Source organism: Streptomyces sp. NPDC047117, assembly GCF_040643545.1.
Classification (GTDB): domain Bacteria; phylum Actinomycetota; class Actinomycetes; order Streptomycetales; family Streptomycetaceae; genus Streptomyces.
In genome coordinates this window covers 330,930-354,864 of the sequence record NZ_JBEYUN010000004.1, presented here as the reverse complement: position 1 = coordinate 354,864, position 23,935 = coordinate 330,930, and the positions used below count along the sequence as shown (strand labels likewise).

Genomic DNA, 23,935 nt, shown 5'->3' with positions numbered 1-23,935 from the left:
CCGGCACCGATCATCGGCACCGAGCCCCCACCGCACCCACTCCCCTCCCCGCCCGTACAAGATCACCCCTCTCGGACGCCAGGAACCGCCATGAGCAAGATCGTCATCCTCGTCGTCGACGGCTTCGGCATCGGCGCGATGCCGGATGCCGGAGCGCTGCGCCCCGGCGACGCCGAAGCCGACACCCTCGGCCACCTCCTCGACCACCACCGTGCGGCGACCGGCCGCCCGCTGGAGCTGCCCTCGTTCGGCGCCCTCGGGCTGGGCGCCGTCCATCCGCATCCGGACCTCGCGCCGCGCCCGTCGCTGCCGGTCGCGGCCGGCCGGGCGGCGCTGGGTTACCCGGGCGCGGACACGTACGCCGGGCATCAGACGATGATGGGCGCCGACTTCAGCCGGGTGACGGTGGCGCGGCTCGCCGAGCATCTGCAGGAGGTCACCGCTGCCCTGCGGGCCGCCGGGCACCGTACGGAACTGCTCGACGGCAAGCCGCTGGTGGTGGTCGACGGGCGGGTGCTGGTGCACGACAACCTGGAGGCCGACCCGGGCATCAACTGGAACGCCTCGGCGCGGCTGACGGAGGCGCCGTTCGCACAGGTGCTGGACGTGGCGCGCGTGGTCAGGACGGTCGCCCCCGTGGCGCGGGTGATCGCGGTGGGCGGGCACGCCGACGGGCCGCTGACCGGGTTCGTACGGCACGGGGAGGCCGGCACGGTCGGACTGGACACCCCCGCCAGCGGCTTCTACCGCAACGGCGGGCTGGAGGTGCAGCACCTCGGCGCGCCGCTGGACCACACCCGCCAGCTGCCGGACGCCGCGGCCCGCGCGGGCGTCCCCGTCACTCTCGTCGGCAAGGCGGCCGACCTCCTCGCCTGCGAGGCGGCGGTGCGGCGGCCGGCGGTGGACACCGGGGAAGTGCTGCGGCACACGGTGGACGCGGTCCGGGCCGCGGTCGGGCAGGACTGCGGACCCGGGCAAGAGGGCGGAGCCGGGCAGGACGGCGGAGCCGGGCAGGAGGGGTCGGCGTTGGTGGTCAGCAACGTGCAGGAGACCGACCTGGCCGGTCATGAGCAGGATCCGGACCGTTACGCGGCGGTGCTGCGGCAGGTGGACGAGGGCATCGCAGAGCTCCTGCCGCTGCTCACCGCGCCCGGGGACCGGCTGATCGTCACCGGCGACCACGGCAACGACCCCACGATCGGGCACGCCTTCCACACGCGGGAGTACGTACCGGTTCTGATCCACCGTCCCGGCGCCGAAGCCGCCGAGCGCCTCCCGGACGCCGCGTCGCTGGCGGACGTGGGCGCCACCGCGGCCGTCGCCCTGGGGCTGAGCCCGGCCGGGCTCGCCAGCGGCGCGCCGCTCCACGTGGAGCGGCCTATACGTGGCGCAGCCGCCTTCCCCTCCTCGCACGCCGCGCACTGACCGGGGCGCCGCCGTCGGCGCGAAGCGCCCGCCCCGGATGCGTACACCGGCCCGGGTACGTACACCGCTTCGGGCATGTGCACGGCTCCAGGTACGCGCGTCGCTCCGGGTACGCCGACGGCCCCGGCCGGAGGGTTCCGGGCGGGGCCGTGGGGGCGGGAAGCTACTGCCTGTGGGCGTGCACCAGCCGCGTCAACCGCATGAGCCGCGTCAGCTGCATCAGCGGACTCAACTGCCGCAGCCCGCCGAGCCGCCTCAGCCCATGAACTTCTTGAACTCCTCAGGGAGTTCAAAGTTCTTCGGGTCGTCCTGGCCGCCCTGCGGGAGGCCGAGCGGGTTGCCGTTCTGGGCGGCCTCGCGGCGCGCCGCGGCGGCCTCCTCATCGGCCTTGCGCTTCATGGGGTTGCCGCTGCGCTGCTTGCCCTTGGCCTTCTTCTGCTGCTTCTTCTTCTTGGCGCCGCCGCCCATGCCAGGCATCCCGGGCATGCCCGGCATCCCCGGCATGCCGCCGCCCTGGGCCATCTTCGACATCATCTTGCGGGCGTCGAAGAAGCGCTCCACCAGGCTCTTCACGGCGCTGACGTCGACGCCCGAACCGCGGGCGATACGAGCGCGGCGCGAGCCGTTGATGATCGTCGGCTCCTGGCGCTCCGCGGGCGTCATCGACTTGATGATCGCGGCGGTGCGGTCGACGTCCCGCTCGTCCAGGTTGTTGATCTGGTCCTTCATCTGCGCCATGCCGGGCAGCATGCCGAGCAGCTTGGAGATGGAGCCCATCTTGCGGACCTGCTCCATCTGGGCCAGGAAGTCGTCGAGCGTGAACTCCTTCGGGCCCTTCTGCAGCTTGGCCGCCATCTTCTCGGCCTCGGCCTGGCTGAAGGTCTGCTCGGCCTTCTCGATGAGCGACAGCATGTCGCCCATCCCGAGGATGCGGGACGCCATGCGGTCCGGGTGGAACGCGTCGAAGTCGTCCAGCTTCTCGCCGTTGGAAGCGAACATGATCTGCTTGCCGGTGACGTGCGCGATGGAGAGCGCGGCACCACCGCGGGCGTCGCCGTCGAGCTTGGAGAGCACGACGCCGTCGAAGCCGACGCCGTCGCGGAACGCCTCGGCGGTGTTGACGGCGTCCTGGCCGATCATGGCGTCGACGACGAAGAGGACCTCGTCGGGCTTGACCGCGTCCCGGATGTCCGCGGCCTGCTGCATCAGCTCCTGGTCGATGCCCAGGCGGCCGGCGGTGTCGACGAGCACGACGTCGTGCTGCTTGGCGCGGGCGAACTCGATCGAGTCCTGGGCGACCTTGACCGGGTCGCCGACGCCGTTGCCCGGCTCCGGGGCGAAGATCGCGACACCGGCGCGCTCGGCGACGACGGTGAGCTGGTTCACGGCGTTCGGACGCTGGAGGTCACAGGCGACCAGCAGCGGGGCGTGGCCCTGCGCCTTGAGCCAGCGGCCGAGCTTGCCGGCCAGCGTGGTCTTACCGGCACCCTGCAGACCGGCGAGCATGATGACCGTCGGCGGCTGCTTGGCGAAGCGCAGGCGCCGGGTCTCGCCGCCGAGGATGCCGATGAGCTCCTCGTTGACGATCTTGATGACCTGCTGGGCGGGGTTCAGCGCCTGGGAGACCTCGGCGCCCAGCGCACGCTCCTTCACCTGCTTGATGAAGGCGCGGACGACGGGGAGCGCGACATCCGCTTCGAGCAGGGCGATACGGATCTCACGCGCGGTGGCGTCGATGTCCGCCTCGGAGAGGCGCCCCTTGCCCCGGAGATTTTTGAAAGTACTCGCCAGGCGGTCGGAAAGCGTATCGAACACGGCGGTCGTCGATCCTCGGGGTCGGGGGTGGAGTCAATCGGCTTCTAGAGTATCCGCCCCACGGTACAGAACGTCCCGGCCTACCCGAAGAGGCGGACGGGGACGGTATCCCCAGGTGCGCGGGGTGCGCCACGGCACGCTTGCGGCGCCCGACGCGACGGTCGTGCCCGCCGCGTCCGTGGGGCCTGGCGCTTCCGTCTCGTCCGACGCGTCCGTGGAGTCCGACGGATCCGTGGAGTCCGACGGGTCCGTGGAGTCCGACGGGTCCGTGGAGTCCGACCGGTCCGTGGGGTCCGACGGGTCCGTGGGGTCCGACGCTTCCCTGGGGCCCCCGTCCCCGTCCTGTCCGGCCGCTGGAGCGGGAGGGGCGCTCCGGTCACTTCAAGGCGCGCTCCACGGCCTGGGCCACTTCCGTCGCGGTGGCGGGCGGAAGGGGGGAGCCGTCGGCGTCGGTGACGTAGAAGGCGTCCACTGCATTGGCGCCCAGGGTGCTGACGTGGGCGCTGCGTACGGTGACGCCGGCGTCCTCCAGGGCGCGGCCGATCCGGTACAGCAGGCCCTGGGCGTCCTGGGCGCGTACCTCGATCACGGTGGCGGAGCGGGAGCCGCCGGGCGCCACCGTCACCCGGGGCGGCGGCGCCTGAAGGCCCCGCGAGCGCCGCGCGTAGGCCCGTTCGCGCTCGGCCAGGCGCGCGGGGATGTCGAGCGTGCCGTCCAGGGCCCGTACGAGGTCGGCGCGGAGCCGGACCGCCTGCGGCAGCGAGCCGTACTCGGCCGCCACCCGCCAGCTGAGGAGCAGCATCGGACGGCGGGTGACGGCAGGCGGGGCACCGCTGTCCGCCACGCTGCCGCCCGCGCTGCCCTTCGTGGAGTCCTTCGCGCTGTCCCTCGTGCCGCCCGTCGCGCTGTTCCCCGTGCTGGTCTTCGCGCTGTCCTCCGTGCCGTACAAGCTCTCCGGCAGTGGCATGACGCGCAGGTCGGCGGCGCGGACGGTGAGGCGGTGCACGGCGAGTACGCCTGCCGTGGCGGGGAGGATGCCGGGTCTGTCCGGTACGGCGAGCAGGAGCTCGACGCCGACCGGCTCCGGATCTCCGGCGGTCTCCCGGCCCTCCCCGAGGCCCGGGTCTTCCGAAGAGGCTGGAGAGACCGAGGATCCCGAGGAACCCGGAGAGTCCGGGGAACCCGGCGGCCCCGGAGTGGTCGTGGGCTGTGGGGCAGGGACGGGCGGTTCGGTCCGGGTGTGCAGGGCCAGTACGGGTTCGCCGGTGCGCCAGGCCTCGACGGCGAGGCGTTCCTGTTCCGCGGTGGGCTCCCACGGGGTGGTCGTGGTCGCGTCCGGCTCCCCCGCGAGCAGTCCGCCGACCCGCCGTACCAGGTCGGCGACCAGCCCCTCGCGCCAGCGGCTCCAGGCGGCGGGCCCGGTGGCCAGGGCGTCGGCCTCGGTGAGCGCGTGCAGCAGTTCCAGCGTGCCGGCCGTGCCGACCACCCGGGCGACCGAGGCGATCGTGGCCGGGTCGTCCAGGTCGCGGCGGGTGGCGGTCTCGATGAGGAGGAGGTGGTGGCGGACCAGAGTGGCGACGACATCCGTGTCCTTGGCGTCGAAGCCGAGGCGGGCGGTCACGTCGCGGGCGATGGTCTCACCGGAGACCGAGTGGTCGCCGGGCCAGCCCTTGCCGATGTCGTGCAGCAGCGCGGCCATCAGGAGCAGGTCGGGGCGGTGGACGCGCCGGGTCAGGGCGGAGGCGCGTACGGCCGTCTCGACGAGGTGCCGGTCTACGGTCCAGCGGTGCACGGCGTTGCGCTGCGGCCGGCAGCGCACCCGCTCCCAGTCCGGCAGCAGCCGGGTGATGATCCCCTCGGCCTCCAGCGCCTCCCAGACGGGCACCGTGCGCGCGCCCGCGCCCAGCAGGGTCAGCAGCTCCTCACGGGCCTCGGCGGGCCACGGCACGGGCAGCGGCCGGGCCGCCGTGGCCAGCCGGCGCACGGCGTGCGGGGAGAGCGGCAGGCCGGCCTGGGCGGCGGCGGCCGCGGCTCTCAGCGGCAGGACGGCGTCGCGTTCGGGGCGGGCGGTGCGGGCCAGCACGACCTCGCCCTCGTGCTCGACGACGCCCTCGGCCAGCGGCGAGCGCTCGCCCCGGCCCGCTGTCCGCCCGCCCCGGCCATTCCGGCCGCTGATCAGGCCGCGCAGTGACGGCCGTACGGAGCGGGAGCGAAGGACCCGGCCGACCTCGCGCCAGGTCACGTCACCGGCGTACGAGATCGTGCGGGCCGACTCGTAGACCTGGCGCAGCAGGGTGTCGGCGTCGAGGAGGCCGAGGGCCGCCGCGACCTGGTCCTGCTCCTGGAGCGCGAGCCGGTCGGTGGCCCGTCCGGTCACCAGGTGCAGGGCATCGCGTACGTCCAGCAGGCAGCCGCGGGCCTCTTCCAGGCCGGCCCGGGGCGCGTCGGCGAGCCAGGACGCGGCGACCGCGCGCAGGGCCGTGACGTCGCGGAGGCCGCCTCTGGCCTCCTTGAGATCGGGTTCGAGGAGGTACTGCAGTTCGCCCTGACGGTCGGCCCGGTCCAGGCAGAGGGCGTGGAGTTCGGGGAGGCGTTTGGGGGCCGACTCGCGCCAGTCGGCGAAGCTCGCGGTGCGCAGGGCGGCGGTGAGGTCGGCGCTGCCCGCGAGGTGGCGGGCGTCGAGCAGGCCGAGCTGTGCCTTGAGGTCGTCGCGGGCGGTGCGGCGGGCCTCGGCGGGGGTACGGACGGAGTGGTCCAGGTCCAGGCCGAGGTCCCAGAGCGGGTACCAGAGGCGGTCGGCGAGGGCCGCGACCTCCTGGGCCGATGCCTTGCCGTCGTGGAGGAGGAGCAGGTCGAGGTCGCTGCGGGGGGAGAGTTCGCCGCGTCCGTAGCCGCCGACGGCGACGAGCGAGGCGCCGCCGACGCCGCTCCGCGCGGCGGCGCTCTCGAAGAGGCCGGCCAGCCAGCGGTCGGTCAGCCGCGCGAGGGCGGTCCGGCGGTCCGCACCGGTCACCGTGGCGTCCTGGAGCAACCGCAGCCGGTCGGCGGCGTAGCCGCCCTCGTCGTCGGCCTCACGGGAGTCAGCCGTGGCGTCGCCGGGCTTGGCCCCGTCGCCAACCTGCCCGGCTCCGTTGCAACCGGACTTGGCCCCGTCGCCATCGGCCTCGTCCTCGTTGCCGCGAGGCTTGTCTCCGTGGTCGTGAGGCTCGGCCTCGTTGCGGCGGGGCTCGGCTCCATCGCCGTGGGGCTCGGACGCGCCGGCACGGGTGTCGGCCGCATCTCCACGGAACGCCGGCCCCCCGGCCACCGTCCGTGCCGCACCGGCGGCCGACCCTCCAGCAGCCGTCCCCGATGCGCCCGGAGCCGTCCCCGATGCGCCCGGGGCCGTACCCGGCCCGCCGGGCGTCGCCGCTTCCTCCACGCTGTCCGTCACCTCAGGCGCTCCTCGGTCGTCTCGGTCCTGCCCCCGGTGGTCGTGTCCGCCCCTCGCCCGGACAAGCTGCCCGCTTCCCGCCGGGACGGCCGCGCGCCGCCCGCCCCTCACCCGTACGGGCCGGACGCTGCCCGCCGGTCGCCCGTACGCCGTACCCGCCGCCCGGCTCGCCGACGGCCGCCCACCGCAGCCACCGCCGCCCCACGGCCACCGGCCACCGGCCACCGGCCAATGAACCGCCCGAACACGTCCGGTCGCCGACCAACCGGCCTCCGTCCGGCGCCCGGGTACCGGAACACCGGCAGGCACCCGACCGACCAGCCAGGCCACCCGTCACCAGCCACCTACGCCGCCGGTCACCCGGCCACCCCGGCCACCCCGGCCACTGGCCAACCACGTCACTGGGTCACCAGGACATCGGGCACCGGGCACCGGGCACCGGACCACCCAGCCCCACCCCCAGCCCGGCCACAAGCCCGCGTCCCCCGGCCCCAGCCCCCAGGCTGCAAATCGAGGAGCCGGGACGGCGCCCGCCGCCGAAGCCACAGGCCCCGCCCCACCACCCGGGCCCCACGGACCGGATGCGCGGCGACCAGGGGCCACCCCACCGACCGGCCTCCAACCGGGGCCCAACCGACGCCCCCACTCCTCTCAGACTCAGACCTCAAAGCGCATCCGGCCCCCGTTCCCCCGTCCGTACGCGGACTGCTTCTTCCACCGGGACGCTCCAGACCTTGCCGTCGCCGATCTTGCCGGTGCGGGCGGCCTTGACGACTACCTCGACCAGTTGTTCGGCGTCGGCGTCCTCGACCAGGACCTCGATGCGGATCTTGGGGACGAGGTCCACGGTGTACTCGGCGCCGCGGTACACCTCCGTGTGGCCGCGCTGCCGGCCGTAGCCGCTGGCCTCGGTGACGGTCAGGCCGTGCACGCCGAACGACTGCAGGGCCTCCTTCACCTCGTCCAGCCGGTGCGGCTTGATTACTGCCGTGATGAGCTTCACGCGTCCACCTTCTTCGCCTTGCCCGGAGTTCCGCCCTGGGCCTGAGCCGATGATCCTGTCTGCGAGGCCGAGGCCGAGCCACCGTCCGTGCCGCCGGCCGTGTCTCCGTCCGCCCCGGAAGCCGAGGCGTCACCGGAAGCCGAAGCCGGAGCCGCTGCCGCCGTACGGGCCAGGGCCGAGCCACCACCCGTGCCGCCGTAGTCGTACGCCGTCTCCGCGTGGGCGGCCTGGTCGACGCCCGCCAGTTCCTCGTCCTCGCTGACCCGGAAGCCCATCACCAGGTCGATGACCTTGGCAAGGACGAACGAGACGACGAGGGAGTAGAGCAGCACGCTCACCACACCGACGGACTGCTTGCCGAGCTGGGCCAGGCCGCCGCCGTAGAACAGGCCCTGGGCCTTGCTCTGTACGCCGCCGGTGGCGAAGAAGCCGATGAGCAGCGAGCCGACGACACCGCCGACCAGGTGGACGCCGACGACGTCGAGGGAGTCGTCGTAGCCGAACTTGTACTTGAGGCCGACGGCCATCGCGCACAGGACACCGGCGATCACACCGATCGCAATGGCGCCGAGGGGACTGACCGAGCCGCAGGCCGGGGTGATCGCGACCAGGCCGGCGACCGCGCCGGACGCGGCGCCCAGGGTGGTGAACGAGCCGTGCCGCAGCTTCTCGTACGCGAGCCAGCCGAGCATCGCCGCACCGGTGGCGACCTGCGTGTTCAGGAAGGCCACCGCGCCCACGCCGTCACCGTTGCCGAGCCAGGAACCGGCGTTGAAGCCGAACCAGCCGAACCACAGCAGGCCCGCGCCGAGCATGACGAGCGGCAGGCTGTGCGGTCGCATGGGGTCCTTCTTGAAGCCGATCCGCTTGCCCACGACGAAGATCACGCCCAGCGCCGCGGCACCGGCGTTGATGTGGACGGCCGTACCGCCGGCGAAGTCGATCACGCCGAGTTCGAAGAGCCAGCCGCCGGCGCCCCAGACCCAGTGGGCGACCGGGAAGTACACGATCGTCGCCCACAGGACGACGAACAGCGCCCAGGCGGTGAACTTCACCCGGTCCGCGAGCGCACCGCTGATCAGGGCGGGGGTGAGGATGGCGAACATCAGCTGGAAGGCCGCGAAGACGTAGACCGGGATGGTGTAGCCGTCCCACAGCTCGGTGAGCCCGATGCCGCTGAGTCCTACGTAATCGCCGCTGAAGCCGATGACGGAGCCGTGGTCGGTGCCGAAGGCGAGGCTGAAGCCGTACAGCACCCACAGGACGGTCACCAGACCGAGGCTGATGAAGCTCATCATCAACATGTTCAGAACGCTCTTCACACGGACCATGCCGCCGTAGAAGAACGCGAGCGCGGGGGTCATCACCATCACCATGGCGGTGGCGATCAGCATGAATCCGGTGTCGGCCGGGCTCAGCTCGGGTGTTTCTGCCGAGAGGCTCACGGCGTTCGTCAGGATGCCTGGGGGCATCGGCGTCTCCTCGTCGTCGATGCGGCCCGTGCGGGGGTGGTACTGATGGGCCGACTCTCGCCACGAGATTGGCGCAGCGCCGTTTCCGGTGGAGCGCCCCGGTGTTTCGCCGCCGTGACGAAGGCGACGGCGGTGTTACGCCCGGATGAACGCCTGCGGAGGCCACGGAAACCGCGGACCGGCCGCGACCACTGCCCTCAGACCTGGCGATGGGGGAGCCGAGTCGGACTGTACGGGGCGTGGTCGCGGCCGGGGTCTTCGGCGGTGCCGGCCGCGCGCGGGAGGTGCCGCGTGGGCCGGGCCGCTTGGGCGGCCTCCGTGTGGGGCCGGGCCTCTCTAGACGGCCTCCGCGGCGGTCTCCGGCAGGTGGTGCTGCAGTTCCTCGGTCAGCTGGATGACCTCGGCGACGTCGGCGAAGTCCCGGGCCGCGGTGTCGACGGTCTTGCGCAGCCGGGTGTTGACCCGCTCCGAACGGACCTGCTTCGCGAACGGTATGGCCTTCTGGGCCATGTCCGCGCACTGCTCGGGCTCGCGCTGCAGCAGGTGGACCGTGGCCATGCCGATGAGGTTGAGGGCGTACGAGCGCTGGTGCTCCTGGTCCTTGCCGAACAGCTCGACGGCGCGCTCCATCACCGGGTGCGCCAGCGAGGCGTACGTCGGGCTGCGGCCGGCGACGTAGGCGAGGTCGCGGTAGGAGTGGGCGTTCTCGGCGTTCAGCTCGGCCTCGGAGAAGAAGCGGATCCAGTCCGGTTCGAGCTGCGCGCCGGGCTCGACGTCGGCGTAGGTGTCCTCGGCCATCCGGACGGCCCGCTTGACCTTGCTGGGGTGGCCGATGCCGGCGTACGCGCGGGCCTCCATCGCATACAGCATGGCCTGCGTGCGTGGGGTGGCCATTTCCCGGCTGCCGTACTGCGCGAGGTGGATCAGCTCCAGGGCGTCCTCGGGGCGCCCGAGGTGGATCATCTGACGGCTCATGCTGGAGAGGATGTACGAGCCCAGGGGCTTGTCGCCGGCCTCCTTGGACGCGTGCAGGGCGAGGACGAAGTACTTCTGGGCCGTGGGCTGCAGACCGATGTCGTAGCTCATCCAGCCCGCCAGCTCGGCCAGTTCGGCGGCGACCTTGAACAGCCGTTTGGAGACCGCTTCGGGGTGCGACTCCTGGAGCAGGTCGGTGACTTCGTGCAGCTGCCCGACGACGGCCTTGCGGCGGAGCCCGCCGCCGCACTGGGCGTCCCACTGCCGGAACATCATCGTCGTGGACTCCAGCAGCTCCAGCTCGGGCTGCGAGAGCCGGCCGCCGCGGCGGCGTCCGCCGCCGTCGGATCCGGCCTCGCCCGCGCCGCCGGCGGGCGTGGGCACCAGCCAGCGCTGCATGGGCTCGATGAGGGCGGGCCCGGCGGCCAGTGCCAGCGAGGTCCCGAGGAAGCCGCGACGCGCCAGCATGAGGTCGCTGCGCGAGAACTCGCTGATGAGCGAGACCGTCTGGGGCCCGGCCCAGGGGAGGTCGACGCCGGAGACGGACGGGGACTGATGCGCGCTGCGCAGGCCCAGGTCCTCGATGCCCACGACGCACCCGAAGCGCTCGGAGAACAGCTCGGAGAGGATCCGGGGGATCGGCTCGCGGGGCTGCTCGCCGTCCAGCCAGCGGCGGACCCGAGAGGTGTCCGTACTGATGTGGTGCGCGCCCAACTGCCGGGCACGGCGGTTGACCTGGCGGGCGAGTTCGCCCTTGGACCAGCCGCTGCGCACGAACCACGAGCCCAGTTGCTCGTTCGGGCGCTTGTCAGCGCACGTGCCGCCGTTGCCGCCCAACTCGAACGCCCCCATCCGGATCTGTCGCTCTGTCACGAACCTCCGACAGGATGCCGCTCCTTCGCGACGCCTGTCCTGGAGTGACCCCAGCCGACCACGGATTCCGGCCTACGGAAAGCCGCCGGACGGTCACTCCCTTGCCTTTGGCATACCCGCTTGGCGGATACCCCTCCCGGTTCGTGCACCGAAAGTAATCCTACGATCACGACTCCCGCGAGGCCGAGCCGGGAAACGCCACCATTCGCCACCCCTTTGAATGAACTCCTCCGCGGCTCATCGCGATTGACTTGACACAGGTCGCAAAGGGTTGGGCGGAGAGAAGCACTCAAGGGCGCGCGTGCCACGTCGCACAACCCGAAGCACTACGTCACACCATCGACGGTGACGACTGTCGACGGAGCGTTACGGCAAAACTCCGGCACGTAACCACTGGCATGCAGGACCCGTTGGAGGGGGCATGGGCTTCACGATCGGCGGCATCCGGGAGTTCCGCGACATCCGCCATGGCACCAAGAGGCGCGTCCGCTCGGCCGAGGTCACCGCAGTGGCGGAGTACACCGGACTCTGGGGCTGGGACGTGGTCCCCGGCGCCCGCGCGGCGCGGGGCGGCGACGGCCGCACGGCCTGCTCGTGCGGGACGGCGGACTGCGCGACGCCCGGTGCCCACCCCCTCGCCTTCGCGGACGCCCTGCCCGCCGGCACCACGCTGGAGAAGGCGGCGGCGGTCTGGGCGGAGACGCCGGGCGCCGCGGTGCTGCTGCCGGTCGGCCGCACCTTCGACGTCCTGGACGTACCGGTCGCGGCGGGCCGCACGGCCCTGGTCCGGCTCGAACGGATGGGCCTGCCCCTGGGCCCGGTGGCCGCCACCCCGACCGGGCGGGCGCTGTTCTTCGTGGCCCCGGGCGCCGCCGCCGGACTGCCGACCCTGCTGTACCGCATGGGCTGGGACGACGCCTCGCTCGACCTGCGCTGCCTGGGCCCCGGCGATCACGTCGTCGCGCCGCCGTGCGACCTCGCGGGCCAGGGGCCGATGCGCTGGCTGCGGCCGCCGACGCTGGACAGCGCGGGCCATCCCCCGGAAGCGAAGCTGCTGCTGGGCACCCTGGCGTACGTCTGTCATCGCCTGTGCGCCTGAGCCGGCGGGCCTTCCACGCCTGAGCCGGCGCCGCTTTCGCGGAGGTGGCCGGCCGCCGCGGGGGCTGCCCGTACTCCCCCACCGCCGTGTTCCGGCCGTCCAAGCGCGCCGCCTCCTCGTACACCCGCCCGAAAACCATCGCCCCGCGTCCGGTCGCCGGGCGCGTCATCCCCGCGTTGCGCCGCCGGGCGCACGCACCGAGCCCCGCCGCACTTCGTGTGCGGCGGGGCTCGGTGTATCCGTATCGGTGCGGGTGCCCGGGTTAACCCGTTCACGCTCCGGTCAGTCGCCGATCAGGGCGTCGACGAACGCCTCGGGCTCGAACGGCGCCAGATCGTCGGCGCCCTCGCCCAGGCCCACCAGCTTGACCGGGACGCCCAGTTCGCGCTGGACGGCGACGATGATGCCGCCCTTGGCCGTGCCGTCCAGCTTGGTGAGCACCACACCGGTGATGTCCACGACCTCGGCGAAGACCCGGGCCTGGACCAGGCCGTTCTGGCCGGTGGTGGCGTCCAGGACGAGCAGCACCTCGCCGACCGGGCCGTGCTTCTCCACGACCCGCTTGACCTTGCCCAGCTCGTCCATGAGGCCGGTCTTGGTGTGCAGCCGGCCCGCGGTGTCGATCAGGACGACGTCCGCGCCCTCGGAGATACCTTCCTTCACCGAGTCGAAGGCGACCGAGGCGGGGTCGCCGGCCTCGGGTCCGCGCACGGTGCGGGCGCCGACCCGCTCGCCCCAGGTCTGGAGCTGATCGGCGGCGGCGGCACGGAAGGTGTCGGCCGCGCCGAGCACGACGGACTTGCCGTCGGCGACCAGCACGCGGGCGAGCTTGCCGGTGGTGGTGGTCTTGCCGGTGCCGTTGACGCCGACGACCATGACGACGCCGGGAATCTCCTGGCCGTTGGCGCCCAGGCCGTTCGCGGTGTTCACGGCGCGGTCGGCCTCGGTACCGATGAGCTGGAGCAGCTCCTCACGGAGCAGCGCGCGCAGCTCGTCGGGGGTGCGGGTGCCGAGCACCTTCACGCGCTCGCGCAGCCGCTCGACCAGCTCCTGCGTGGGCTGCACGCCGACGTCGGCGGTGAGCAGGGTGTCCTCGATCTCCTCCCAGGTGTCCTCGTCCAGGTGTTCCCGGGAGAGCAGCGTGAGCAGGCCCTGGCCCAGGGAGTTCTGCGAGCGGGAGAGCCGGGCGCGCAGCCGGACGAGCCGGCCGGCGGTCGGCTCCGGCACCTCGACCTCGGGCGCCGCGGGCGCCTCCGGCTCGGCGACGGGCGGTTCCTCGACGAGGGTGGCGCCGGAGTCCGGCAGACCGACCTCTTCGATGGTGCGACGTTCCTCGTCGCGGGGGGTCTCGGCGTCCTCACCGACCTGCGGTTCCGCAGGGGGCGCGGTGACGGACGGGGTGGTCGGCGGGGGCGGCGGCAGCTGCTTCTTCCTGCGGCTGCTGACGACGAGCCCGCTGATCGCGCCGAGCGCGACCACAGCGATGACTACAGCAAGGATGACGATTTCCATAACTCCCTCAGTATCGGGCACGCGGCGCCCGCGGGGTCGCACGCCACAGATTGCGAAGACGTACCGCCCCGCACCTCAATCCGGATGCACACTGTCCAGGTTCTAATCCGGATGTGTACTATCCGGATTCACCCCCGCGGAACGCGCCACGGGGACACTCGGAAGGAGAACCTGGATGTCGGACATCCTGATTGTGGGCGGCGGTTTCGCCGGGACGTGGGCCGCCGCCGGCGCCGCCCGCCTGCTGCGCGCCCATGACGCCGCCACCACGGTCACACTGCTCGCGCCGGGCCCCGACCTGGTGATCCGCCCCCGCCTGTACGAGGCGGACCCGGCGGCGTACCGGGTCCCGCTGGACCGCGTCCTCGGCCCCATCGGCGTACAACGCGTCGCGGCGGCGGCGACCGGCATCGACACCGGCCGCCGGACCGTCACCGCCGAGGGCGCCGACGGCCGCACGGAGCACCGGTACGAGCGGCTGGTGCTGGCCACCGGCAGCGCACTGGTCCGCCCGCGCCTTCCCGGCGCCGAGCTGCTGCACGACGTCGACACGATGGCCGCCGCCGTCGCCCTGGAGGAGCACCTCCAGGCGCTGCCCGAGGCGCCCGAGGGGCCCGGGCGGTTCACGGCGGTGGTGGTCGGCGCCGGGTTCACCGGGGTGGAGATCGCGGCCGAGCTGGTGGGCCGGCTGCGGGCGGCCGCCGCGCCGCACGGCCTGGCGGACGAGGTCGAGGTCGTCCTGGTGGAGCGGGACGAGGTCGTCGGGCGCGGGCTCGGCGCGCCCGCGCGGCCGGTGATCGAGCGGGCACTGGACGGGCTGGGGGTGGTGCGGCGGCTCGGCGTCACGGTCGAGCGCGTCGACCAGCGGGCCGTCCACCTCTCCGACGGCAGCACGGTCCCGGCCCGTACGGCGGTCTGGACGGCCGGAGTGCGGGCCGACGGGCTCACCGGGCAGATTCCCGCCGCGCGCGACGAGCTGGGGCGGCTGGCGGTCGACGAGTGGCTGCGGGTGCGCGGGGTGCCGGAGGTGTACGCGGCGGGTGACACCGCGGCCGCGCCCGCCGAGGACGGCCACACCGTGACGCAGTCCTGCCAGCACGCGACGCCGCAGGGGAAGTACGCCGGGCACAACGCGGCGGCCGATCTGCTGGGGCTGGACCGGGAGCCGTTCACCACCGATCCGTACGTCACCTGCCTCGATCTCGGCGGGGCGGGCGCGGTGCTGACCAGCGGCTGGGACCGGGCGCTGCGCGAGGTCCCGGCGGCGTACGCCAAGGCCCGCAAGCGCGCGATCAACGAGACCTGGATCTATCCGCCGGTGGACGACGCCGAGGAGATTCTGCGCCGGGCCGACTTCCGGGTGGGCCAGCGCCGGCCGGCGCCGGAGCCCACCGGCTGACCTGGGCGTCCGCCCGCCGGCTGGGTCCTCCGACGAGAAGTGTGACGCGCCCGACTCGTCGGAGGGTCCAATGGGGCTTACGGCAGGAAGTTGGTGCAAAGTACGATGGTGGATGGCCGCGCAACGCGCGTAGAGTCCTCGTCGGCCACCGCGCCGCCCCGCAGCCAGGCACCACCGCCGCTGCCGACTGCCCCCTGTGGGGGTGCCCTTGCCCCAGCGCACGAGAGACACCTGCACCATGGACACCACGGCCTCCTCCCCCGAGACCGAAGGCACTGTCGAGACCCGAGGCATCGAGCCGGTCCCCGACGAAGAACGCCACGGCCGGGTCCGCGAGCTCTTCCCGACCTGGGTCGCCGCCAACATCAGCGTGCTGCTCCTGACCATGGGCGCGTCCCTGGTCGTCTTCAACGGCCTGAACTTCTGGCAGGTCCTCGTCGTCGCGCTGATCGCCGCGGCGGTCTCCTTCGGCCTCACCGGCCTGCTGTCGGTCACGGGCAAGTGGGGCGGCGCGCCCGGCCTGATGCTCTCGCGCGCCACCTTCGGCGTACGGGGCAACTACTTCCCCGGCATGATCCTGTGGGTCGCCCGCTTCGGCTGGGAGACGATCAACGCGGTCACCGGCGCGTTCGCGCTGCTCACGGTGTTGAAGCTGCTCTTCGGCATCCAGAGCAACGACTTCCTGACCGTGCTCACCCTGTTCGCCTTCGTGGCGACCACGTTCCTGGTCTCCGGCCTCGGCCGGAAGGCGCTGAACGTCTGCAACAAGTGGTCGACGTACCTCTTCGGCATCTTCAGCGTGCTGGTGCTCGTCTACCTGATCGCCAAGATGGACTGGCAGCAGGTCTTCTCCCAGAAGGCCGGCGACACGGCGATGATGATCGCGGGCATCGGCACCATAGCGGCCGGTGGCATCAGCTGGATCCCCTCGGGCCCGGACTTCACCCGGTACCTCCCGCACGCCGCGTCCGGCAAGAAGATCGTCGCCACCACCGTCTCGGGTGCAGGCCTGGTCATGGTGCCGATGGTCCTCATGGGCGCCGTGATGTCCTCCCGCACGCCCGACCTGGCCAAGGCGAGCGACCCGGTCGCGTTCCTCGGCGACGTCCTGCCGACCTGGCTGGCCGTGCCGTACCTGGTCACCGCGGTGGTCGGCATGCTGCTGATCAACAGCCTGTCGATGTACTCCGCCGGCTTCACCGCGCAGACCATGGGCGTGAAGCTGCCCCGCCCGCTGGCGGTCAGCATCAACGCCGCCATCAGCCTGGTCGGCGGCGCGTTCATGATGCTGGTGGCGACCAGCTTCATCAGCCAGTTCATCGCCTTCCTGACGCTGCTCGCGGTCTCCTTCTCGGCCTGGGTCGGGGTGTACGCGATCGACATGCTGCGGCGCTCCCGGCGCACCGTCCGGTACGACGCCGAGGGCCTGATGGACACCTCCCGCGGCGGCCGCTACTGGTACGCGGGCGGCTTCTGCTGGCAGGCACTGACCGCCTGGGGCGTGGCCCTGGCCATCGGCCTGTGCCTGACCAAGGTCGAGTGGTTCGCGGGCCCGCTGGCCGGCACCTGGCTCGGCACCCACGGCCTGGGCTGGGCCGTCACGATCGTGATCGCCGCCGTGGTCTTCGCGGTGCTGCCCACGCCGCGCGAGAACGCCCCCGCGAAGGGTGACGCGGCGCCGGAGCCGATACCGGCCGGGCGGTAGCGGACCCGGGCGGCCACCGCGTACGCCCCCTCCACAACTGACGCAGCATCAGATAACGTCCCCTTCGCCACCTCCCGGCGAAGGGGACATTGTCATGCCCGTCACGGTCCTGCGCTTCAACCTGGTCGATCCCGAGCCCACTCCGGAGGGCCTGGCGGCGCGCTATCAGGCGGCCGTCGCGATGGCCCGGTACGCCGACGACATGGGCCTCACGACGGTGCAGACCGAGGAGCACCACGCCACCGACAACGGCTGGATGCCCTCGCCGCTCGCCTTCGCCGGTGCCGTGCTCGGCGCCACCCGGCGGATCACCGTCACCGTCTCCGCGCTGATCACCCCGCTGCACGACCCGCTGCGGCTGGCCGAGGACCTCGCGGTACTGGACCTGCTCGGCGGCGGCCGGCTGGTGACCGTCGCGGGCCTGGGCTACCGCCCCGAGGAGTACGCGGCCCACGGCAAGGACTGGGAAGGGCGGGGCGCGCTCCAGGACGAGGTGCTGGAGACGCTGCTGCGCGCCTGGACCGGCGAGCCCTTCGAGTACCGGGGGCGCACGGTCCGCGTCACGCCGCGCCCGGCCACCCAGCCGCACCCGCTCCTGCTCGTGGGCGGCGCCTCGCGGCCCGCCGCGCGCCGGGCGGCCCGGCTCGGCCTGCCGCTCTTCCCCAGCGCCCACCTGCCGGAGCTCACCGCGTACTACCACCAGCAGTGCGCCGAGCGGGGCCACGAGGGCTGGGTGATGGAGCCGCCGGCCACCACGGCGCTGCTGCACGTCGCGGAGGACCCGGACCGGGCCTGGGACCGGTACGGGAAGCACTTCCTCTACGAGGCGCGGACGTACGCGGGCTGGCAGGCGGGGGCCGGCACGCACTCGGCCGTCCGTTCGGCGGCCTCGGACGTGGCGGCGCTGCGCGAGGAGGGCGTGTACCGGGTGCTGACGCCGGAGGAGTGCGTGGCGTACGCGGGCAAGGCGGAGGCGTCGGACTCGCTGATCCTGCATCCGCTGTGCGGCGGGATGCCGGTGGACGAGGCGTGGCGGTCGCTGCACCTCTTTGCGGAGTGCGTGCTGCCACAGTTGGCGTCGTGAGGGCGCAGGTCGCATCAGGCCGGATTGTCAGTGGCCCCCAGTACTGTGTTGAGCAGGGGGCCGGCACCCCCCACGGGGGAAAGAGGGGGCGAAACGGTACGCCGGCTGCGGACATGCGGCTGCCCCGGCTCCATCGGGGAGCCGGGGCAGTTCCGTGGTGAGGAGAGAGGCTGGCGGGGGGGTTAGCCCATCTCCTCCAACGCCTTGCCCTTCGTCTCCTTCACGAACTTGAGCACGAAGGGGATCGAGAGCAGGGCGAAGATCGTGTAGATCACGTACGTGCCGGAGAGGTTCCAGTCCGACAGGCTCGGGAAGCTGGCCGTGATCGCCCAGTTGGCGATCCACTGGGCCGAGGCGGCGACGCCGAGGGCCGCGGCACGGATCCTGTTCGGGAACATCTCGCCGAGGAAGACCCAGACCACCACGCCCCAGGACAGGGCGAAGAAGAGCACGAAGCAGTGGGCCGCGATCAGGGCGACGGTGCCCTCGGTGGACGGCAGCGCGCCGCTCGCGGTCTTCGCGGAGAACGCCCAGGCCTCCAGCGCGAGGGCGACGGCCATACCGGCGGAGCCGATCAGGGCCAGCGGGCGGCGGCCGATCTTGTCGACGAAGATCATCGCGATCACGGTGCCGATGATGTTGATGATCGACGTGGTGAAGCTGTAGAAGAACGAGCTGCTCGGGTCGATGCCGACGGACTGCCACAGCGTCGAGGAGTAGTAGAACGCGACGTTGATGCCGACCAGCTGCTGGAAGACCGACAGGCCGATGCCGACCCAGACGATGGGCAGGAAGCCCATCCTGCTGCCCAGCAGGTCCTTGAAGCTGGACTTGTGCTCGCGGTGCATCGCCTGCTCGATCTCGTGGACCCGCACGTCCAGGTCCACGCTCTGGCCCTCGACCTCGGCAAGCACCTCCTTGGCCTTGTCGTGGCGGCCGACGCTGATCAGGAAGCGGGGCGACTCGGGGATGGCGAAGGAGAGCAGGCCGTAGAGGACGGCCGGGACGACCATGACGCCGAGCATCCACTGCCAGGCCTCCAGGCCGGCGAGCTCGCCGCGCTGGTCGCCGTCGGCGAGGTTCAGGATGCCCCAGTTGACCAGCTGGGAGACGGCGATGCCGATGACGATCGCGCCCTGCTGGAAGGAGCCGAGCCGGCCCCGGTACGCGGGCGGCGCGACCTCGGCGATGTAGGCGGGGCCGATGACCGAGGCCATGCCGATGCCGAAGCCGCCGACGATGCGCCAGATTGCCAGGTCCCAGATCGCGAACGGCAGCGCGGAGCCGACGGCGCTGACCGTGAAGAGGATCGCGGCGATCTGCATGACGCGGATACGGCCGATGCGGTCGGCGATCCGGCCCGCGGTGGCGGCACCGATGGCGCAGCCGATCAGGGCGATCGCGATCACCTGGGCGAGGCCGGCGGAGCCGACGTCGTAGCGGTGCCGGATGGCCTCGACAGCGCCGTTGATCACAGAGCTGTCGTAACCGAACAGGAAGCCGCCCATCGCGGCAGCCGCGGTGATGAAGATGACGTGGCCGAGGTGGTCCGGATGGGCCTTACGGCCTTCCGTCCCCGCCGGCTGCGCGGTGCTGGTCAACGTGTACTCCAGTGGCCCGGCTGCGCTGCCGGGCGTAGGGGGCTGGCTCTTCCAGTGGCGCATACGAACACGGCACCCACCACTTGAAGGTAAAAGCAACGTTGCAGAGACTATGCCTTCAAGTTTCTAAGTCAATAGGCGGTACTGAATTGACTTGAGCCGTCACTTTCCGCAGTTGCGTTCAGGTTATGAACAATGCAGGTCGCTGCCTTGATCACCCCCGCGGTCGTCGCCTCAGTGCAGACGCTGGCTGATGACCTTGGATACCCCGTCGCCCTGCATCGACACGCCGTACAGCGCGTCGGCGACCTCCATCGTGCGCTTCTGGTGCGTGATCACGATGAGCTGGGAGCTCTCCTGCAGCTCCTCCATGATCCGGATCAGCCGCTGCAGGTTGGTGTCGTCCAGCGCCGCCTCGACCTCGTCCATCACGTAGAACGGGCTCGGCCGCGCCTTGAAGATCGAGACCAGCAGGGCCACCGCGGTCAGCGACCGCTCGCCGCCCGAGAGCAGCGAGAGCCGCTTGACCTTCTTGCCCGGCGGCCGCGCCTCCACGTCCACGCCGGTCGTGAGCATGTTGTCCGGATCGGTGAGCACGAGGCGCCCCTCGCCGCCCGGGAAGAGCCGCGAGAACACCCCCTCGAACTCGCGGGCCGTGTCCCAGTACGCCTCGGTGAAGACCTGCTCGACCCGCTCGTCGACCTCCTTGACGACCTGGAGGAGGTCCGCGCGGGTCTTCTTCAAGTCTTCAAGCTGCTCGCTGAGGAACTTGTGCCGCTCCTCCAGCGCCGCGAACTCCTCCAGCGCCAGCGGGTTCACCTTCCCGAGCTGCTGATACGCCCGCTCGGCCGCCTTGAGCCGCTTCTCCTGCTCGGCCCGGACGAACGGCACCGGCTGGTTCCGCGGATGCTCCGGGTCGGCCGGCAGCTCCTCGCCCTCGGTAGGCGGTGACGGCGGCACGAGCTGGTCCGGGCCGTACTCGGCCGCCAGCCCGGCCGGCTCCACGCCCAGCTCCTCCAGTGCCTTGGTCTCCAACTGCTCGATCTTCATGCGCTTCTCGGCGCCCAGCACCTCGCCCCGGTGCACCGAGTCGGTCAGCTTGTCCAGCGCGTCCTTCAGCTCGCGGTCCCGGTCCCGCTCGGCGGCCAGCGCCTGCTCCCGCTCCGCCTTCGCCCGCTCGGCGGCGGCCCGCTCCTCCTCGGCCCGCACGAGCGAGACCTCGATGTGCGCGAGCAGCTGCCGCGCGCCCTCCGACACCGCCGAAGCGACCCGCACCTCGTGGCGCAGCCGGGCGCGCCGCTGTTCGGCCCGCGCCCGCGCCTCACGCTCGGCACGCGCCGCCCGGTCCAGCCCGTCCGCCCGCCCCGCGAGCCCCTTGACGCGCTCCTCGTGCGTACGGACCTGGAGGCGCGCCTCCATCTCGGTCTGCCGCGCGTTGGCCCCGTCGGCGGCGAGCCGGTCCCGTACGGAGGTGTCCGGCTCCTCCTCGCCCGGGTCTTCCTCAGCGACGGCCAACCGCTCCGCCAGCTCCTCGGCCTCCTCGGTCGCGCGGGCCAGCGCCGCCTCGGCCTTGGCGACCGCGGCCGCCGACCGCTCCGCCTCCTCCGCGGCGCCCCGCGCCTGTCCGCCGAGCCGCCCCAGCGACTGCGCGACCTGCGACTTCTCGCGGTCGGCCGCCCGCCGGCGCTCGCCCAGCTCCTCGACCGCCGCGGCCCGTTCGGCCCGCCGCTCGGTGGCCAGCCGCTGTTCCTCGGTCAGCTCCTCGCACCGTGCGGCCAGTTCCTCCAGCTCCGCCGCCGCCTCGTCGACGGAGGCCTGCACCTCCAGCAGGCTCGGCGCGCCGGCCGAGCCGCCCTGCGCGAAGTGCGCCCCGAGCAGGTCGCCCTCGGCGGTCACGGCGGTCACCCCGGGCCGCGCGGCCACCAGGTCCTCGGCGTCCTCCAGCGTGCTCACCACGACCACGTCCCGCAGCAGCCGCCGCACGGCGGGCAGCAACTCGGCGGGCCCGTCGACCAGTTCCGCGGCAGCGGGCGGGCCACCGGGCGTACGGGCAGCGGGCACCGACCCGAACGACGCGCCGCAGGCGTCCCCTTCCGCACCGCCGGCCGCACCGGGGCCACTGCGCGCACCGGGGATCGCGGGGCCGTCGGCGTACGACGCTCCGTCAGAATGCGCGGCCGCACCGGGGCTCGACGCCCCGTCAGTACCTGTCCGGCCCTCGGCGCCCGCGGCGCCCGCCGTGCCCGACGCGCCCCCCGTCGCCGTCCCGTCGTGCGGCACCGTCCCCGCGAGGGAACGTTCCCCCTCGGCGCCCGTCAGGGGATGTTCCGCCGGGGCCGCCGGGAGCATGACCGCGCGGCCCGCGTCCTGCTTGCGCAGCAGGCGGATGGCCTCCGCCGCCGTCGCGGGGTCCGCGACGGCGATCGCGTCGGCCGCCGCGCCCAGCGCCGCCGCGACCGGCACCTCGTACCCCGGCTGCACGGTCAGCAGCTCGGCGGCCGGGCCGAGCAGTCCGCCCAGCCGGTCGGCGGCGGCCAGCAGCGCCCCCGTACCGTCCTTGCGGCGCAGCCCGAGCGCCAGCGCATCGTGGCGCGCCGCGGTCGCCGCGCGCTTGCGTTCCGCCGCCGTCAGCGCCTCGCGGGCCGCGGTCAGCGCGCGCTCCGCGCCGGCCAGCTCCTCCTTGGCCCGCTCGTGCTGCTCCGCCAGCTCCTCGTCGCCCGCGTCCAGCCCGTCGACCTCGGCCTTGAGCTGCTCGTACTCGCGCTGGGCCGCCTCGGCGCGCTGCTGCGCCCCGTCCCGCGACTCGGTCAGCCGGTCGATCTCGGCCTGGGCGGAGGCGGCCCTGCCGTGCGCGGCGGTGACCTGCCCGTGCAGTCGGGCCAGACCCTCGCGGCGGTCCGCGATGGCCCGTGCGGCGTCCCTTATGCGCCGCTCCTCGTCCTGCAGCTGCCGCTCCAGCCCCGAGCGGTGCTCGACCATGTCGTCCAGCGCCCGGGTCGCCGCCTCCAGCGCGGCCTCCAGCTCCGCCTCCTGCTCGCGGATCCGGGCCGCCTCGCGCTCCATCTCCTCGGGGTCGCGCCCGCGCCGCTCCTCGGGGGGCGCGGCCTGTGCGCTCTTCACCCGGGCGTCGGCCAGCGAGATCGTGCCGCGTACCCGCTCCGCCAGCTGCGACAGCTCGTACCAGGTCTGCTGGGCGCGCTGGAGCCGCGGCGCGAGCGTCCGCACCTCTTCCTCCAGCGCCGCCTCGCGCCGCAGCGCCTCCTTCAGCTGGGCCTCGGTGGCCTCCCTGCGCTGCTTGAGCGCGGCCTCGTCGGCGATCTCCGTACGGAGCGCCTCGCGCAGCGTGACGAGGTCGTCGGCGAGCAGCCGGAGCCGGGCGTCCCGCAGGTCGGCCTGGATGACGGCGGCCCGGCGGGCGACGGCGGCCTGCCGGCCGAGCGGCTTGAGCTGGCGGCGCAGCTCGTCGGTGAGGTCCTGGACGCGGGCGAGGTTGGCCTGCATCGCGTCCAGCTTCCGCAGCGCCTTCTCCTTGCGCTTGCGGTGCTTCAGGACGCCGGCCGCCTCCTCGATGAAGGCGCGGCGGCCCATCGGGTCGGCGTGCAGGACGCCGTCGAGCTGCCCCTGGCCGACGATGACGTGCATCTCGCGGCCGATACCGGAGTCCGACAGCAGCTCCTGGATGTCCAGCAGCCGGCAGGTGTCACCGTTGAGCTGGTACTCGCTGCCGCCGTTGCGGAACATGATCCGCGTGATGGTGACCTCGGCGTAGTCGATGGGCAGCGCGCCGTCGGAGTTGTCGATGGTGAGCGAGACCTCGGCGCGGCCCAGGGGCGGGCGGCCCGTGGTGCCGGCGAAGATGACGTCCTCCATCTTGCCGCCGCGCAGCGACTTCGCGCCCTGCTCGCCCATGACCCACGAGAGGGCGTCCACCACATTGGACTTGCCCGAGCCGTTGGGGCCCACGACGCAGGTGATGCCGGGCTCGAAGCGCAGCGTGGTGGCGGACGCGAAGGACTTGAATCCTCGCAGGGTCAGGCTCTTGAGGTGCACGCCGTTGGACTCTACCTTTCGAGTGCCTATGACCGTGCTCGTCCCGACCGGTCCTGGCGCGCCGCGGCGCCGCGCTCCGGCGGCGCCCGGTCGCCGGCCCGCTGCCGTGGCCGGACCATTTCGGTTTCGCCGCGGAACGTGCAGGGCACATCATGCGGTAAGAAGTCGCCGGGAAGCGGAGGCGTGAACGACGAAGGGACGCCGAAGCGTCCCTTGAATCTTCATAGAGCGGTGCCTCAAGTGGCTGTCGTTTCAGCCCGACCGGCCCTTGGGGCGATGGTCAGGTGAGCGCCGGCTCCGCCTGGGATACGTCGATGCTGTCGAGCAGCGAGTCGCCGTGACGTGCGGCAGCGGACAGAGCGTCGTTCTCGGCCTGAATCCTGATGATCTCGGATTCGAGGTCCTGGACGCGCTGCTGAAGCCGTCGCATCTCGGCGAGGACTCGGGGGTCGGAGCCGCCGACGTAACCGAGAAGCGCCTTTGCCATGA

Annotated in this window: 14 protein-coding genes; 5 read left to right on the top strand and 9 right to left on the bottom strand. The window is 72.7% G+C overall.

Features of this window, described 5'->3' with window-relative positions; translation table 11 throughout:
* Positions 1-90 precede the first annotated feature (90 nt).
* Complete coding sequence (locus ABZ840_RS10110; RefSeq protein WP_361556207.1) at positions 91-1,425, top strand: phosphopentomutase; 1,335 nt, start codon at positions 91-93, stop codon at positions 1,423-1,425.
* A 255-nt stretch (positions 1,426-1,680) separates the two neighbouring features.
* Here ABZ840_RS10110 and ffh read toward each other — a convergent pair whose 3' ends face one another.
* From ffh to ABZ840_RS10085, 5 genes are all read right to left on the bottom strand, one after another.
* Positions 1,681-3,240 carry a signal recognition particle protein gene (gene ffh / locus ABZ840_RS10105; protein ID WP_361556204.1) on the bottom strand — a complete coding sequence of 520 codons (1,560 nt, stop codon included), beginning with the start codon at positions 3,238-3,240 and terminating at the stop codon, positions 1,681-1,683.
* A 376-nt stretch (positions 3,241-3,616) separates the two neighbouring features.
* Entirely contained in the window at positions 3,617-6,673 is a 3,057-nt protein-coding gene (locus tag ABZ840_RS10100) for a [protein-PII] uridylyltransferase (RefSeq protein ID WP_361556201.1), read from the bottom strand.
* A gap of 664 nt (positions 6,674-7,337) precedes the next feature.
* Positions 7,338-7,676: a P-II family nitrogen regulator gene (locus tag ABZ840_RS10095; protein ID WP_361556198.1), complete on the bottom strand. Its 339-nt coding sequence runs from the start codon at positions 7,674-7,676 to the stop codon at positions 7,338-7,340.
* On the bottom strand, positions 7,673-9,148 hold the full coding sequence (locus ABZ840_RS10090; RefSeq protein ID WP_361556195.1) for an ammonium transporter: 1,476 nt from the start codon (positions 9,146-9,148) through the stop codon (positions 7,673-7,675). Before ABZ840_RS10090 ends, ABZ840_RS10095 begins: the two co-directional genes overlap by 4 nt.
* A gap of 336 nt (positions 9,149-9,484) precedes the next feature.
* Positions 9,485-10,975 (bottom strand): hypothetical protein, encoded by a 1,491-nt coding sequence (locus ABZ840_RS10085; RefSeq protein ID WP_361556600.1) that lies wholly within the window; start codon positions 10,973-10,975, stop codon positions 9,485-9,487.
* A 442-nt stretch (positions 10,976-11,417) separates the two neighbouring features.
* Here ABZ840_RS10085 and ABZ840_RS10080 point away from each other — a divergent pair, with 442 nt between their 5' ends.
* Entirely contained in the window at positions 11,418-12,095 is a 678-nt protein-coding gene (locus ABZ840_RS10080) for a bifunctional DNA primase/polymerase (protein ID WP_361556192.1), read from the top strand.
* 282 nt (positions 12,096-12,377) lie between these two features.
* Here ABZ840_RS10080 and ftsY read toward each other — a convergent pair whose 3' ends face one another.
* Positions 12,378-13,607, bottom strand: a complete 1,230-nt coding sequence (ftsY, locus tag ABZ840_RS10075; protein ID WP_361556189.1) for a signal recognition particle-docking protein FtsY — start codon at positions 13,605-13,607, stop codon at positions 12,378-12,380.
* A 175-nt stretch (positions 13,608-13,782) separates the two neighbouring features.
* On the opposite strand from ftsY, the gene ABZ840_RS10070 reads away from it, so the two are divergent.
* The 3 genes from ABZ840_RS10070 to ABZ840_RS10060 all read left to right on the top strand — a co-directional run bounded on the left by ABZ840_RS10070 (position 13,783) and on the right by ABZ840_RS10060 (position 17,795).
* Complete coding sequence (locus ABZ840_RS10070) at positions 13,783-15,006, top strand: FAD-dependent oxidoreductase (protein WP_361556186.1); 1,224 nt, start codon at positions 13,783-13,785, stop codon at positions 15,004-15,006.
* 238 nt (positions 15,007-15,244) lie between these two features.
* A complete protein-coding gene (locus tag ABZ840_RS10065) occupies positions 15,245-16,711 on the top strand; it encodes a cytosine permease (protein WP_361556183.1) in 1,467 nt (488 codons plus the stop codon).
* A 94-nt stretch (positions 16,712-16,805) separates the two neighbouring features.
* Positions 16,806-17,795 carry an LLM class flavin-dependent oxidoreductase gene (locus ABZ840_RS10060; protein WP_361556180.1) on the top strand — a complete coding sequence of 330 codons (990 nt, stop codon included), beginning with the start codon at positions 16,806-16,808 and terminating at the stop codon, positions 17,793-17,795.
* A gap of 182 nt (positions 17,796-17,977) precedes the next feature.
* Here ABZ840_RS10060 and ABZ840_RS10055 read toward each other — a convergent pair whose 3' ends face one another.
* From ABZ840_RS10055 to ABZ840_RS10045, 3 genes are all read right to left on the bottom strand, one after another.
* Positions 17,978-19,396, bottom strand: coding sequence for a sugar porter family MFS transporter (locus tag ABZ840_RS10055; protein WP_361556177.1), 1,419 nt, complete (start codon positions 19,394-19,396; stop codon positions 17,978-17,980).
* Between the two features lie 234 nt (positions 19,397-19,630).
* Positions 19,631-23,446 carry an AAA family ATPase gene (locus ABZ840_RS10050; RefSeq protein WP_361556174.1) on the bottom strand — a complete coding sequence of 1,272 codons (3,816 nt, stop codon included), beginning with the start codon at positions 23,444-23,446 and terminating at the stop codon, positions 19,631-19,633.
* A 280-nt stretch (positions 23,447-23,726) separates the two neighbouring features.
* Complete coding sequence (locus tag ABZ840_RS10045) at positions 23,727-23,933, bottom strand: hypothetical protein (RefSeq protein WP_030623651.1); 207 nt, start codon at positions 23,931-23,933, stop codon at positions 23,727-23,729.
* Between the last annotated feature and the right edge of the window lie 2 nt (positions 23,934-23,935).

Bases quoted from the DNA above. Each gene is read 5' to 3' on its own strand.
- ABZ840_RS10080 (WP_361556192.1), top strand. From the start codon at position 11,418: ATGGGCTTCACGATCGGCGGCATCCGGGAGTTCCGCGACATCCGCCAT.
- ABZ840_RS10110 (WP_361556207.1), top strand. From the start codon at position 91: ATGAGCAAGATCGTCATCCTCGTCGTCGACGGCTTCGGCATCGGCGCG.
- ABZ840_RS10070 (WP_361556186.1), top strand. From the start codon at position 13,783: ATGTCGGACATCCTGATTGTGGGCGGCGGTTTCGCCGGGACGTGGGCC.
- ftsY (WP_361556189.1), bottom strand. From the start codon at position 13,607: ATGGAAATCGTCATCCTTGCTGTAGTCATCGCTGTGGTCGCGCTCGGC.
- ABZ840_RS10090 (WP_361556195.1), bottom strand. From the start codon at position 9,148: ATGCCCCCAGGCATCCTGACGAACGCCGTGAGCCTCTCGGCAGAAACA.
- ABZ840_RS10045 (WP_030623651.1), bottom strand. From the start codon at position 23,933: ATGGCAAAGGCGCTTCTCGGTTACGTCGGCGGCTCCGACCCCCGAGTC.
- ABZ840_RS10060 (WP_361556180.1), top strand. From the start codon at position 16,806: ATGCCCGTCACGGTCCTGCGCTTCAACCTGGTCGATCCCGAGCCCACT.
- ABZ840_RS10065 (WP_361556183.1), top strand. From the start codon at position 15,245: ATGGACACCACGGCCTCCTCCCCCGAGACCGAAGGCACTGTCGAGACC.
- ABZ840_RS10085 (WP_361556600.1), bottom strand. From the start codon at position 10,975: ATGGGGGCGTTCGAGTTGGGCGGCAACGGCGGCACGTGCGCTGACAAG.